Origin of the sequence: Pseudomonas sp. Leaf127 (assembly GCF_001423155.1) — a bacterium.
Classification (GTDB): Bacteria; Pseudomonadota; Gammaproteobacteria; order Pseudomonadales; family Pseudomonadaceae; genus Aquipseudomonas; species Aquipseudomonas ovata.
On sequence record NZ_LMOA01000023.1, the window covers coordinates 659451 to 673945 of the forward strand.

General features: G+C 63.6%; 9 protein-coding genes. 5 read left to right on the forward strand and 4 right to left on the reverse strand.

The genetic code is table 11. From position 1 onward, the window contains the following. Positions 1–24: 24 nt before the first annotated feature. Complete coding sequence (putA, locus tag ASF84_RS24035) at positions 25–3975, reverse strand: trifunctional transcriptional regulator/proline dehydrogenase/L-glutamate gamma-semialdehyde dehydrogenase (protein WP_056841372.1); 3951 nt, start codon at positions 3973–3975, stop codon at positions 25–27. A gap of 448 nt (positions 3976–4423) precedes the next feature. On the opposite strand from putA, the gene putP reads away from it, so the two are divergent. The 4 genes from putP (at position 4424) to ASF84_RS24055 (ending at position 9230) form a co-directional block, all read left to right on the forward strand. Beyond that, positions 4424–5914 carry a sodium/proline symporter PutP gene (gene putP / locus ASF84_RS24040; protein ID WP_056841373.1) on the forward strand — a complete coding sequence of 497 codons (1491 nt, stop codon included), beginning with the start codon at positions 4424–4426 and terminating at the stop codon, positions 5912–5914. 215 nt (positions 5915–6129) lie between these two features. Continuing rightward, on the forward strand, positions 6130–8259 hold the full coding sequence (locus ASF84_RS24045; RefSeq protein WP_056841374.1) for a two-component system response regulator: 2130 nt from the start codon (positions 6130–6132) through the stop codon (positions 8257–8259). Between the two features lie 43 nt (positions 8260–8302). After that, complete coding sequence (locus ASF84_RS24050; RefSeq protein WP_056841520.1) at positions 8303–8821, forward strand: M48 metallopeptidase family protein; 519 nt, start codon at positions 8303–8305, stop codon at positions 8819–8821. A 112-nt stretch (positions 8822–8933) separates the two neighbouring features. Beyond that, on the forward strand, positions 8934–9230 hold the full coding sequence (locus tag ASF84_RS24055) for a winged helix-turn-helix domain-containing protein (protein ID WP_056841375.1): 297 nt from the start codon (positions 8934–8936) through the stop codon (positions 9228–9230). A 13-nt stretch (positions 9231–9243) separates the two neighbouring features. On the opposite strand, the gene ASF84_RS24060 is transcribed toward ASF84_RS24055, so the two are convergent. Beyond that, a complete protein-coding gene (locus ASF84_RS24060; protein ID WP_056841376.1) occupies positions 9244–9702 on the reverse strand; it encodes a GNAT family N-acetyltransferase in 459 nt (152 codons plus the stop codon). Between the two features lie 224 nt (positions 9703–9926). Between ASF84_RS24060 and ASF84_RS24065 the strand changes: the two genes are divergently transcribed. Then, positions 9927–10664: a substrate-binding periplasmic protein gene (locus ASF84_RS24065; RefSeq protein ID WP_056841377.1), complete on the forward strand. Its 738-nt coding sequence runs from the start codon at positions 9927–9929 to the stop codon at positions 10662–10664. A gap of 135 nt (positions 10665–10799) precedes the next feature. On the opposite strand, the gene yccS is transcribed toward ASF84_RS24065, so the two are convergent. Both yccS and ASF84_RS24075 read right to left on the reverse strand, forming a co-directional pair. Then, positions 10800–12983: a YccS family putative transporter gene (gene yccS / locus ASF84_RS24070; RefSeq protein ID WP_056841521.1), complete on the reverse strand. Its 2184-nt coding sequence runs from the start codon at positions 12981–12983 to the stop codon at positions 10800–10802. Positions 12984–13113: 130 nt separating this feature from the next. Further along, a complete protein-coding gene (locus tag ASF84_RS24075; RefSeq protein ID WP_056841378.1) occupies positions 13114–14292 on the reverse strand; it encodes an NAD(P)/FAD-dependent oxidoreductase in 1179 nt (392 codons plus the stop codon). Positions 14293–14495: the final 203 nt, after the last annotated feature.

Below are 14495 nucleotides of genomic sequence, written 5' to 3' on the forward strand. Positions count from 1 at the left end.
CGCTGAAACCGGCAGCCGGTCAGGTCAGCCGATACTCATCAGGCTGGCGTTACCGCCGGCCGCTGCGGTATTGACGCTCAAGGCCCGCTCGATCACCAGGCGCTCCAGGGCAATGCCGGTGTCGCTGTACGGCAGGCCATGGACACCAACGATCGCGCCGCCCCGTTGAGCCACCTGCTCACACACGCCGCGCAGCTGGTCGCTGTCGCCGTGGTGCAGGACCGCATCAAACGCCACCTCGTCGCGGCTCCAGTCGGCCACCAGTTGCAGGCGCGCCTGGAGGTCGCGTGGCAGGCGGTTGCGCAGGGCACGGGTGGAATCGTTGTCGACCCACACCGCACGGCTGCCCACGGCCAGTACAGCGGCCAGTTGCGCCAGCAGGTCACCCTCGTCGTCGGCCAGGCACAGCACCTGGTCGCGCGGCAGGATGGTGTAGCTGTTGCGCTCACCGGTCGGGCCGGCCAGCATCCGGCTGATGCCGCTTTGCGACTGGGCGGCAAACTGCTCGCACAGCGTCACCAGCTCGGTGCGTTGCTGGCTGGCTGCCCAGGCCTTGAAGGCCTGCAACGGTTGCAGCAGGGCATCGCGCAGGCGCGTGTCCGGCGCCTGGCGGGCATCGGCGGCGCTGAACGACTGGGCGATGGCATCCTGCGGACGGGTGCTCAGCAGGCGGTACAGGTACAGCGGGCCACCGGCTTTCGGGCCGGTGCCCGACAGGCCTTCGCCACCGAACGGCTGCACGCCGACCACGGCACCGACGATGTTGCGGTTGACGTACAGGTTGCCGGCATGGGCCTTGTCGATGACCTTGGCGATGGTCTCGTCGATGCGGGTGTGCACGCCCAGGGTCAGGCCGTAGCCGGAGGCATTGATCTGGTCGATCAGCGCATCCAGGTCCTTGCGGGCATAGCGCACCACGTGCAGCACCGGGCCGAAGATCTCGCGTTGCAGTTCGTCGAAGCTTTCCAGCTCGATCAGGGTCGGCATCACGAAGGTGCCGCGCTTGATTTCCGGGGTGTCGGCCATCGCCATCTGGTACACGCTGCGGCCTTTGTCGCGCATGGCCTGGATATGTTTCTCGATACCGGCCTTGGCCTCGGCGTCGATCACCGGGCCAATGTCCACGTTCAGGCGCTCCGGGTTACCCAGGCGGCTTTCGGCCATGGCGCCCTTGAGCATTTCGATCACGCGGTCAGCCGAGTCTTCCTGCAGGCACAGCACGCGCAGGGCCGAGCAACGCTGGCCGGCGCTGTCGAAGGCCGAGGACACCACGTCGATGACCACTTGCTCGGTCAGCGCCGAGGAGTCGACGATCATGGCGTTCTGGCCGCCGGTTTCGGCGATCAGCGGGATTGGCCGGCCCTGGGTGTCCAGGCGCCCGGCGACATTGCGTTGCAGCAGGCGCGCCACTTCGGTGGAACCGGTGAACATCACGCCCTTGACGCGCTCGTCACCCACCAGCCCGGCACCGACGGTTTCGCCACGGCCCGGCAGCAGTTGCACCACGCCTTCAGGAATACCGGCTTCGAGCAGCAGGCGCACGGCCTGGGCGGCGATCAGCGGCGTCTGCTCGGCCGGCTTGGCCAGCACCGGGTTGCCGGCGGCGAGGGCCGCGGCCACCTGGCCGCTGAAAATCGCCAGCGGGAAGTTCCATGGGCTGATGCACACCACCGGCCCCAGCGGACGATGGGCGTCGTTGTTGAACTCGGTGCGGGCCTGCACGGCGTAGTAACGCAGGAAGTCCACCGCCTCGCGCACTTCGGCGATGGCGTTGAGGTAGGTCTTGCCGGCTTCGCGGACCAGCAGGCCCATCAGCGGCTGGATCTCGCCTTCCATCAGGTCGGCGGCACGCTCCAGGATCGCGGCGCGCTCGGCCGGCGGCGTGGCCTGCCAGATGGGGCCGGCGCTCATGGCGCACTGGATGGCATTGTTGACGTCGGCGACAGTGGCTTCCTGCACATGGCCGACCACGTCACGGTGATCGGACGGGTTGAGCACGGCCACCGGGGTTTCCTGGCTGCTTGGGCAGCCGAGCAACGGTACGGCTTTCCAGTCATGGTTGGCGCTGGCCAGCAAGGCCGAGGACAGCGACGCCAGGCGGTGTTCGTTGGCCATGTCGATGCCGCTGGAGTTGGCGCGTTCGCGGCCATACAGGTCGCGCGGCAGTGGAATGCGCGGGTGCGGCAAGCCGCAGCTGCCTTCCTGGGTGGCCATGCGCTCGATGCTGCTGACCGGATCAGCCACCAGCTCCTGGATCGAGATCGACTGGTCGGCGATGCGGTTGACGAACGAGGTGTTGGCGCCGTTCTCCAGCAGTCGGCGTACCAGGTAGGCCAGCAGGGTTTCATGGGTGCCGACCGGGGCATAGACGCGGCACGGACGGTTCAGCTTGCCATCGGCCACCTTGCCCACGACCTGCTCGTACAACGGTTCGCCCATGCCGTGCAGGCACTGGAATTCGTACTGGCCGGGGTAATAGTTCTGCCCGGCGATGTGGTAGATCGCCGACAGGGTGTGGGCGTTGTGGGTGGCGAACTGCGGGTAGATGACTTCCGGGGCCGCCAGCAGCTTGCGGGCGCAGGCAATGTAGGACACGTCGGTGTACACCTTGCGGGTGTAGACCGGGTAGCCTTCCAGGCCGTCGAGCTGGGCGCGCTTGATCTCGCTGTCCCAGTAGGCGCCTTTCACCAGGCGGATCATCAGGCGGTGACGGCTGCGGCGGGCCAGGTCGATCACGTAGTCGATCACGTACGGACAGCGCTTCTGGTAGGCCTGGATCACAAAGCCGATGCCGTTCCAGCCGGCCAGTTGCGGTTCGAAGCACAGGCGCTCGAGCAGGTCCAGCGACAGCTCCAGGCGGTCGGCTTCCTCGGCATCGATGTTCAGGCCGATGTCGTATTGCTTGGCCAGCAGGGTCAGCGACAGCAGGCGCGGGTAGAGTTCTTCCATCACGCGCTCGTACTGCGAGCGGCTGTAGCGCGGGTGCAGGGCCGAGAGCTTGATCGAGATACCCGGGCCTTCATAGATGCCACGGCCGTGCGAGGCCTTGCCGATCGAGTGGATCGCCTGCTCGTAGGAGGCCAGGTATTTCTGTGCGTCGTGTTCGGTCAGGGCCGCTTCGCCGAGCATGTCGTACGAGTAGCGGAAGCCCTTGCTTTCGAACTTGCTGGCGTTGGCCAGCGCTTCGCCGATGGTTTCGCCGGTGACGAACTGCTCGCCCATCAGGCGCATGGCCATGTCGACGCCCTTGCGGATCATCGGCTCGCCGCTCTTGCCGATGATGCGGCTGAGCGAGGAGGTCAGGCCGGTTTCGTTATGGGTCGAGACCAGCTTGCCGGTCAGCAGCAGGCCCCAGGTCGCGGCGTTGACGAACAGCGACGGACTGTTGCCCAGGTGCGGGTGCCAGTTGCCAGTGCTGATCTTGTCGCGAATCAAGGCATCGCGGGTGCCTTTGTCCGGGATGCGCAGCAGCGCTTCGGCCAGGCACATCAAGGCCACGCCTTCCTGCGACGACAGCGAGAACTCCTGCAACAGGCCCTGGACGATACCGGCACGACCGCCGGCACTCTTCTGGTGGCGCAGCTTGTCGGCAATCGAGGCGGCCAGCTTGTGAGTGGCATCGGCCATGGGAGCCGGCAGGCGCGCCTGCTCCAGCAGCATGGGCACCACTTCCTGTTCCGGGCGACGGTAGGCCGAGGTAATGGCCGCGCGCAGCACTGATTGCGGCAGGATGCTTTCGGCAAACTCCAGGAAGTTCTGGTGGCTGGCATCGACCGGCAGTTCGCCACGGTCGTCGCCTTCCTTGTCCTGGCCATTGAGCTCCGGCAGGGTTGCACCACTCTCGAGCTTCTCGAGGTAATTGAAGATCGCCTGCTTGATGACCCAGTGCGGGGTACGGTCAATCGTTTGTGCGGCTGCTTTCAATCGCTCGCGGGTCGGGTCGTCGAGTTTCACGCCCAGAGTGGTGGTGGCCATGTCTTGTCCTCTTTGTCGCCACGGTGAATGTGGCATTTGGCTGTGTGCGCAGATTATCCCTGCGTCCAGCCGGGTGCAACCTAGTGCAACCCATTTTCGTCGAAACTTTACACTCGCGATCCAACAGCCGAAGCCGATTTGTGCTAAGTGCCTGATTTTGGTGCGATTAGCTGTCAAATGCCTGTTTGGTGCCCGGAAAACGGGCTTTTTGCCAGGGTTGTGAGCGGGTCGATGGTCGGTGCAACTCGCCGGGTAAAAATGGTTGCACCTTGTTCAGAATGTTTAATAGGATGCCGGGCGTCGGTGCAACCTTAACGACGAAGGCTGCTTGCGAGGGTCTTCAGTCAGCGTAGCGCCCGGACATGAGCAAGCAACAGGCTGCATTTCAGTGGTCGACCGGGCTTGAGCGTCCGGGCGTTGAATAACAACAAATGCCAAGGCAGAACACATGAGTTTCACGAACCCCACCCTGATCACTTTCGTGATCTATATCGCGGCAATGGTGCTGATCGGCCTGATGGCCTATCGCTCGACCAATAACCTTTCCGATTACATCCTGGGCGGTCGCAGCCTGGGCAGTTTCGTCACGGCCCTGTCGGCCGGTGCCTCGGATATGAGCGGCTGGCTGTTGATGGGCCTGCCGGGCGCCATCTACATGTCAGGCCTGTCGGAAACCTGGATCGCCATCGGCCTGATCGTCGGCGCCTACCTCAACTGGCTGTTCGTGGCCGGTCGCCTGCGGGTGCAGACCGAGCACAACGGTGATGCCCTGACCCTGCCGGACTACTTCTCCAGCCGGTTCGAAGACAACAGCGGTCTGCTGCGCATCATCTCGGCCATCGTGATCCTCATCTTCTTCACCATCTACTGTGCCTCGGGCATCGTGGCCGGTGCACGCCTGTTCGAAAGCACCTTCGGCATGTCCTACGAGACCGCGCTGTGGGCCGGCGCCGCTGCCACCATCGCCTACACCTTCGTGGGCGGCTTCCTGGCGGTGAGCTGGACCGATACCGTGCAGGCCACGCTGATGATCTTCGCGCTGATCCTGACGCCGATCATCGTGCTGCTGGCCACCGGCGGTGTCGACACCACGTTCCTAGCCATCGAAGCCAAGGATCCGACCAGCTTCGACATGTTCAAGAACACCACCTTCATCGGCATCATCTCGCTGCTGGCCTGGGGCCTGGGCTACTTTGGCCAGCCGCACATTCTGGCACGCTTCATGGCCGCCGATTCGGTCAAGTCGATCGCCAAGGCGCGCCGCATCTCCATGACCTGGATGATCCTGTGCCTGGCCGGCACCTGCGCCGTGGGCTTCTTCGGTATCGCCTACTTCTCGGCCAACCCGGATCTCGCCGGTCCCGTGACCGAAAACCCTGAGCGGGTGTTCATCGAGCTGTCCAAGCTGCTGTTCAACCCCTGGATTACCGGTGTCCTGCTGTCGGCCATCCTGGCGGCGGTCATGAGCACCCTGAGCTGCCAGTTGCTGGTGTGCTCCAGTGCCCTGACCGAAGACTTCTACAAGGCGTACCTGCGCAAGGGGGCCTCGCAGGTCGAACTGGTGTGGGTCGGTCGTGCCATGGTGCTGCTGGTGGCAATCATCGCCATCTTCCTGGCCGCCAACCCGAACAACCGTGTGCTGGGCCTGGTGAGCTACGCCTGGGCCGGCTTCGGCGCCGCCTTCGGTCCGGTAGTGCTGATCTCGGTGCTGTGGAAGGGCATGACCCGCAATGGCGCTCTGGCCGGTGTGATCGTCGGTGCCGTGACCGTGGTGCTGTGGAAGCAGTTCACCAGCTTCGGCCTGTACGAAATCGTGCCGGGCTTCATCCTGGCAACCCTGGCCATCGTGGTGTTCAGCCTGATCGGCCAGAAGCCATCGGCGAGCATGCAGCAACGCTTCGAGCTGGCCGACAAGGCCTATAAGGACGCTGTGCGCTGATGCTTGCCTGACAGCTCTGCATGAAAATGGCCCGCCCGTCCTGTGACGCGCGGGCCATTTTTTTATGGGCGGTGTCCTACCGTTAGTCGGCTGGAACCGACTTTAAAGGTGGCAAAGCGCCTGCGTGCTTATCCTTTTTCTCAGGCAGGGCTAGAGTTGGTTGCATCCCGATGACAAGACCCCTCGCGTCCTGTCACGACTACAAGAGAAACGGCATGGAATGCGCGCAAGACAAGCCAGGTGATGGCGCTTCGGTGCTTCTGGTGGTCGACGATTACCCCGAAAACCTGGTGACGATGTGTGCGGTTCTGCAGCGTGCCGACCGTTGCATTGTCACGGCCAGCTCAGGGTTCGAGGCGCTCAGCGTGCTGCTCGAGCGTGATGTCGACCTGGTGCTGCTGGATGTACAGATGCCGGGCATGGATGGTTTCGAGGTGGCGCGGCTGATGCGGGGCAGCCAGCGCACCCGGCTGACCCCGATCATCTTTCTGACCGCCAACGAGCAAAGCCAGGAAGCGGTGCACAAGGGCTACGCCAGCGGCGCCACCGACTACCTGTTCAAGCCCTTCGATCCCAATATCCTCAAGCCCAAGGTCCAGGCCCTGCTGGAGCAGCAGCGCAATCGCCGTGCCTTGCAGACGCTGACCCAGGAGCTGGACGCGGCGCGGGCCTTCAATGCCTCGGTGCTGTCGAATGTCGCCGAGGGCATTCTGGTGGTCGACGAGGCCGGCATCGTGCGCTTTGCCAACCCGGCCATCTGCCGCCTGCTCGACAGCACCGAGCAACGGTTGTGTGGCTCGGCCCTGCTCGATCATGTCGGCCAGCCACAGGCCGCTCACTGGCTGGAGTCGGGGTTTCATGAGTGGTACCGGCGTGGCGAAACCTGGCGGGTGCACGATGCCACCCTGCGCACCCGTACCGGTGGCCAGTTGCCGGTGACCTTCTCCAGCGCACCGTTGCCTGCCGAACAGAAAGCCATGGTGCTGAGCATCCTCGACATGTCGGTCGAGCGCGACCTGTACCGGCAACTGGAGCAGCAGGCCGTGACCGATGCGCTGACCGGTCTGCTCAATCGGCGCGGCCTGCACAAGGCGGTGCCCAGCCTGTTGCAGCGCAACCTGCGCAGTGAAAAGTGCCTGGCGGTGCTGTACCTGGACCTGGACGGCTTCAAGCACGTCAACGATTCACTGGGTCATGAGGCCGGCGACCAGGTGCTGCTCTGGGTGGCCGGGCAGTTGCGCGAATGCATGCGCCCCTACGATGTGCTGGCGCGCATTGGGGGCGATGAGTTCGCCGTGGTGATCGAGGGGCTGGAGCATCCCGAGCAGGCGGCCAAGATCGCCGAAAAGATCATCGAGCGGGTGTCGGTGCGTCGACATGTCAATGGGGTGGATGCCACCCTGGGGGTGAGCATCGGCATCGCCATCCATCCCCACTGCGGCGCTGACCTCGATGCGCTGCTGCGCGTGGCCGACACTGCGATGTACGAGGCCAAGCGCGCCGGGCGCCAGCAATACCGCTTCTATGACCAGAACATGAACGGTCGGGCGCGTTCGCGGCTGATGCTTGAAGACAGCGTGCGCAGTGCCATCGACAACCATCAGTTCTCGGTGATCTACCAGCCGCAGGTGAACCTGGCCGAGAATCGCTTGCGCGGTTTCGAGGCCATCCTGCACTGGCAGCACCCGGTGGTGGGCGATGTACCGCGTGCGCTGTTCATGCCGTTGCTGGAAGAGTCGCGGCTGATCAACCGGCTTGGCGGCTGGATGTTCGATCAGGGCGCCCGGCAACGTCAGGCCTGGATCCCGGTGTTCGATGCCGACCTGGTCATCAGCGTGGCCATTGGCTCCGCACAGTTCTGCCTGCCGAACCTGGCCTGCGAGCTGCAGCACGTGCTGGCGCTTCATGACCTGTGTCCGGGGCAGCTCGAGGTCGAGATCAGCGAACGCTCGTTGATGCACAACCTGGCCCATAGCCGCAAACAGCTGCGCCAATTGCATGACATTGGCGTGCGCGTGGCCCTGGACGATTTCGGGGTGGGCGACTGTTCGCTGGCGCACCTGCGTGCCCTTGAGCTCGACACGTTGAAGATCGACCGGCATTTCGTTGCCACCTTGCTCGACTCGCCGCGTGATGCGGCGCTGGCGCACAGCATCATCGAGCTGGCACGCAACCTGGGCATGCAGGTCATGGCCGATGGCGTCAGCAGTCTCGAGCAATACCAGTGGCTGCTCGCCAATGGTTGCCAGTTGATCCAGGGCCCGCTGGTGGCGGCACCCATGAGTGTCGAACAGGCCACCGGCATGCCGCGTCAATGGTGCGGGCCGGGTTTGAAGGTGGTTTGAGTGGTGTAGACTGGCCGCTTTCCGGTTCGTGTGTGCCCCGATCGTGCCCAGCCCGTTTGCGCTCAAGTATCTGCAAGCCTATCCGCCCGCCCTGCAGGATCAGGTCCGTGACCTGATTGCCCAGGGTCGCCTGGGCGATTACCTGCAAAAACGCTACCCGCAGCGCCACGCCATCCAGAGCGACAAAGCGTTGTATGCCTTTGCCCAAGGGTTGAAAAACGACCACCTGCGCAATGCCCCGCCGATCGACAAGGTGCTGTTCGACAACCGCCTGGACCTGACCCACCGCGCACTGGGCCTGCACACCACGGTGTCGCGGGTACAGGGCGGCAAGCTCAAGGCCAAGAAAGAGATTCGCGTGGCTTCGCTGTTCAAGGAGGCGGCGCCCGAGTTCCTGAGCATGATCGTGGTCCACGAACTGGCGCACTTCAAGGAAAGCGACCATAACAAGGCGTTCTACAAGTTGTGCGAGCACATGCTGCCCGGCTACCACCAGCTGGAATTCGACTTGCGCGTCTACCTGACCTGGCGCGACATGCCGGGCAGCGCTACCACTGACTGATCAGCAACGACGCGCTTGTGGGAGGGGGCTCTGCCCGCGACGGGCCCGTGAAATCAGCCCATCGGCCAGGGTCAGGCTGGATCGCAAGGCGCTTAAGACAAAGGAATCAACCATGGACGTCAGCAAGACCAAAAGCAGCTTCTACCGCCGCCTGTACGTGGCCTGGCTGATCGACAGCGGGCAGGCCGGCACTGTGCCGGCGCTGGTCGAGGTGACCGGCATGCCACGGCGCACCGCGCAGGACACCATCGCCGCCCTGGCCGACCTGGACATCGTGTGTGAATTCGAGCAGCGCGAGGGCGCGCGCAACCAGGCCGGTGACTACCGGATCCATGACTGGGGCGCCATCGACAAGGCCTGGATCGAGCGCAATCTGGTGACGATCAGGCAGGTGCTGGCCTATCCATGACCACGGCAGGCAATCATTCCAGGTCGCGGCGCATGCCGATGTGCGGGATATTGTCTTCCAGGTAGAGCTCGCCCACCGGATCGAAGCCGTAGCGGCTGTAATAGCCTTGCAGGTGCGCCTGGGCCGACAGGTAGATGGGCTGGTCGGGCCACTTGCGCTCGGCATGCTCCAGGGCCTGGACCATCAGTTCGTGGCCCAGGCCCATCTTGCGGATCGACGGTGCCGTCACTACCCGACCGATGGTCACATCGCCCGCTTGCTGGATCGGGTCCAGCAGGCGCAGGTAGGCCACCAGTTGCTCGTTCTGCCAGCCCATCAGGTGGCAGGTGTCGCCGGTCATATCCAGTCCGTCGATATCCAGATACGCGCATTGCTGCTCGACCACGAACACCTCGGCCCGCAGGCGCAGAACGGCGTAAAGCTGTTCGATGCTCAGGTCGGTATGGTGTTTGCAGATCCATTTGATAGACATGTCGCTGACTCGGAGGGAAACCTGAGCGGATTCTAAACTCATCGGGCGGTATTCCCAATAAAACCCTGTTTCGCCTGCCATCGTGCAGGGCGCAAGGTGCGCTTGGTCTGTCAATGCGGCTGAGTGTATTGGTAGCATCGGTGAGCGTGGACCGAACGCTGTGTCGAGTATCCATGAGTTGATCGGAAGCATTCCGGGCAACGGGCCAGATCAGGAACGTGTGCATGCAGCGATGGATTCAGGTCATAGGGATGATGGGATGCCTGCTGATGGCCCATGGCAATGCAGCAGAGCGCTTGCGGCTGGTGGCCGACCCTTGGGCGCCATTCACCGATTCGGTACTGCTCAATGGCGGCCTGGCCACTGATATCGTCAGCACGGCGCTGGCCCGCGCCGGCTATGTGACGGTGTACCAGCAACTGCCTTGGGCGCGGGCGATGCTTGGCCTGTCCGAGGGGCGCCACGATGTGTTGATCAATGCCTGGTACAGCGAAGATCGCACCACGATCGGGCAATTCTCCGGGGGCTATCTGGTCAACCGGATTCTGTTTCTCAAGCGCAAGGATGAGCCCATCGAGGACTGGAGCCTGTCGTTGCTGCGTCAGTACAGCATCGGTGTGGTGCGCGGCTATGCCTATGCGCCGGCTTTCGACAGCAACACCCGGCTGCGCAAGGTGCCGGTACAGAATTTTTCCATGGCCGCCCGGATGCTGGCGGCAGGGCGCATCGACCTGACCCTTGAGGACGAACTGGTGGCGCGTCATCAACTGGCCCTGGAAGAGCCGCAGGTGCGCGATACACTCGAGTTCCTGCCCAACCCCTTGAGTGAGAACAACCTGCGTATCCTGGTCAGCCTCAAGCACCCCGAACATGCCTTGATCGTGGAGCGCTTCGACGCTGCCATTGCCGCCATGCGCGCCGATGGCAGCTATGAGGCGCTGTTCAGGCGGCATGGGTTTTAGAGGCAAGGGCTTAGGAAGTACGGGGGGGGTGGTGTGTCTTCGCAAGAGGGTCGGAACCCTTCTCACAGACCACCACGGCCAGCAGGAACAACCCCTTCAGAACAACCCGGCCCTTGCGTTTTTATCCCGGCGTCGTCAAGCCGGCTCCGGCTGCTTGATCAAGTGCGCCGCCAGCGTGCGCAAGGGCGCCAGTTGCCGGCAGATCAAGGCCAGTTGGGTCTGCACCAGGCGCTGGCTTTCCTCCAGCTCGTCAGGCACCTGTTCAAGTTCGGTGGCCAGGGCCTCCTCGGCGTCGCTCTGCACCGCCACCGGCTGGCGCTCGGCCAGGCAGCGGGCGATGTCTTCAAGGCTGGCCGCCAGCGTCGCGCCGGCACCGTCGATCAATTGCTCATGCACCGCAGGTGGCAACAGCGTATCGCGGTGCGCGCCCAGGCCCGACAGGTAGCTGAGCAGCGTGTGCGACAGCACCAGGAAGCGAAAGCCCACATCGGCTTCCTTGCGAAAGTGCCCGGGCTCCTTGAGCATGTTGGCCAGCGTGGTCGACAGTGCCGCGTCGGCGTTGTGAGCATTGCGCCGGGCCAGCCGGTAGGCGAGGTCGTCGCTCTTGCCCTTGGCGTACTGCTGCATGATCTGGCGCAGGTACAGGCTGTTGCATGCCAGGGTATTGGCCAGCACCTTGTTCAGGCGCCGGCCCTGCCAGTCGGGCAGGAACAGAAACACCGCCAGGCCCGCGATCAGACTGCCCAGCAGGGTGTCGAGCAGGCGTGGCAGCAGCAGCCCGTAGCCATCGCCGACCTGATTGAAACAGAACAGCACCATCACCGTGATCGCCGCCGTCGACAGCGTGTAGCGCGTGGTGCGGTTGACGAAGAACACCACGCCCGCCAGCACCGCACACATCGACTGCAGGATCGGGCTGGTCACCAGGCCGAACAGTGCCCAACCCGCCACCAGGCCGATGGACGTGCCGATGATCCGCTGGCCGAGCTTGATCCGGGTGGCCCCGTAGCTGGGCTGGCAGACAAATACCGTGGTCAGGATGATCCAGTAGCCATTGGTGGGATGAATCAGGTGCACCATCGCATAGCCGATCGACAGCGCCAGCGGCAGGCGCAGGGCATGGCGAAACAGCAATGAGGTCGGGGTCAGGTGCTGGCGCAGGCGGCTCCAGACATCCTTGAACGTGCGCGGCGAGCGGTCCAGCAGGCTGCTGTCGCTGGCATCGGCCAGGGCGTCGGGGTTGCTGGCATCCTTGATCAGCCGGTCGAGGGTTTCCAGGTTGGCCGCCAGTGCCCGCAGCGAGCGCAACAGGCTGCGCCAGGCCGGGTTGCTCTGCACGCGCAAGTGCTCCAGCGACGCCCGCAGGTCTTCCATGGCCTCGGCAAAATTGGCGTGGTAGATGAACGGCTGGCGCATCTGGATCGATTCGGACAGCGCCTGGCAGGCCGAGCCTTGCTGGCGCAACAGGCGCTGGCAGCGGAACAGCACGTCGCTGTGAAAGAACGCTTCGGTCAGCGAGTTATAGGGGTAGTGCGAGGAACTGGCGCGCTCGTGAATGTCCTGGGCGATGAAGTACAGCTTCAGGTAGCGACTGACCTTCGAGCCCGGCCGGCCGCTGCCGACCCGGTGCAGGATGATCTCCTTGGTGGCGTTGAGCGCCGCCACCACTTTGCCGTTCTGTTGCGCCAGTTCCAGGCGTCGCGCCTCGATATCCAGGGTGCGGATCGGCTCGAACAGGCTCGACTTGAGCTTCAGGTACAGCCCCAACTCACGAAACAGCCGCGCCAGGGCCTGCTGCACCGGCTGGTTGGAAAACAGCATCTGCCACAGCACTGACAGCAGCCCGTACCAGGCGGCGCCGGCCACCAGCAGCATCGGCTCATGCCAGAAGTCCAGCACCTCGCCGCCGCGCTGGTCGACGCCGATCATGGTGTACACCGACAGGATCAGCGTGGCATAGGCAATGGCGCCGTAGCGCTCGCCCAAGGCACCGAGCATGGTCAGGCAAAAGCTCGCCAGGGCCAGGGCAATGGCAAAGATCCAGGGGTAGGGAAACAGCAGCTCCACCGCCAGCGCCGCCACGCTGAAACACACCAGCGTCACGGCCAGCGAATTGAGGCGGCCCTGCCAGTTGTCGTCGGTTTCGGCCAGGGCGCAGGCGATGATGCCCAGAAACAGCGGGATCAGCAGGCCCATCTCGTTCTGGTACCAACACAAGGCCATGCTGCCGGTCAGGGCGATGAACACCCGGATGCTGTAGCTGAACTTGTCCTGGGCCCATAAGCGACGCAGCGTGTGACGCAAGGATTTAGATGCCATGAATGCGCTGACAGCCTTTTTCACGAATGATCATGCAGAGGGATATGTACAGCCCTACGCGTGGGCTGTACACCGGCATCAGCAAAAAATGTTCCGGCCGTCGCCAGGCGTTGCCGGCTGCGGCGTCATGTCACACGTATTGCGCCGCCGCGTAGCCCGAGGCCCAGGCCCACTGGAAATTGAAGCCGCCCAGGTGGCCGGTTACATCCAGCACTTCGCCGATGAAGTAAAGCCCAGGTGACTTCAGCGACTCCATGGTCTTGGACGACACCTCGCGGGTGTCGATGCCGCCCAGGGTCACTTCGGCGGTGCGGTAGCCTTCGGTGCCGGCCGGCACCACCTGCCAGTCGGCCAGTTTTTCCGCGAGGCTGGCCAGTTCCGCATGGGTGTACTGCTTGAGCGGCTTCGACGTGAACCAGTGCTCGGCCAGCAGGGTCGCCATCTTCTTGGTGAACAACTCGCCCAGCAGGGTTTTCAGTTCGCTGTTGGGACGCTCGGCCTGTTGCTGCTTGAGCCACTCGTGCGCGTCGTGGTCGGGCAAAAGGTTGATGTGCAGCGTGTCGCCCGGCTGCCAGAACGAAGAGATCTGCAGCATCGCCGGCCCGCTCAGGCCGCGATGGGTAAACAACAGGTTTTCGCGGAACGCCCTGTCGTTGCAGCTCACCAGGCAATCGACCGAGGTGCCCGACAGCTCGGTGCACAGCACCTTGAGCGCGTCGGTGATGGTGAACGGCACCAGGCCTGCGCGGGTCGGCAGCAGTGTGTGGCCGAACTGCTGGCCGACCTGATAGCCGAAGCCGGTCGCCCCCAGGGTTGGAATCGACAGGCCGCCGCTGGCGATCACCAGCGAGGTGCACTCGAGCGTTCCCAGCGTGGTCTGCAAGCGGTAGCCACTGTCGATCCTGTCGATGTTCTGCACCGAGGTATCCATGTGCAGGCTGGCGCCGGCGTCACGGCAGTGTTCCAGCAGCATCTCGAGGATGTCGCTGGCCTTGTTGTCGCAGAACAACTGGCCGAGCTTTTTCTCGTGATAAGGCACGCCATGCTTGGCGACCATCGCGATGAAGTCCCACTGCGTGTAGCGCGCCAGCGCCGACTTGCAGAAATGCGGGTTATGCGACAGGAAATTGGCCGGTTCCGTGTACATGTTGGTGAAATTGCAACGCCCGCCGCCGGACATCAGGATCTTCTTGCCGGGCTTGTTGGCATGGTCGATGACCATTACCCGCCGACCACGCGCCGCAGCGGTCAGCGCACACATCAAACCGGCCGCGCCGGCGCCGATGATGACAACGTCAGTAACAGGCACAACAGAATCCTCAGAGGCCATGGGGGGGGTGTAGGAGCGCGCTTGCCCGCGACCGGCTGCGTGAGCAGTCGTAAATTTGTGGCGTTTCACAAAAGTATCAGTCATGAACTTTCAGCGTTTCACAAAAGTATCAGTCATGAACTTTCAGCGTTTCCGAGATTTTGCGAGCGCTGCGCACTCGGTCGCGGGCAAGCGCGCTCCTA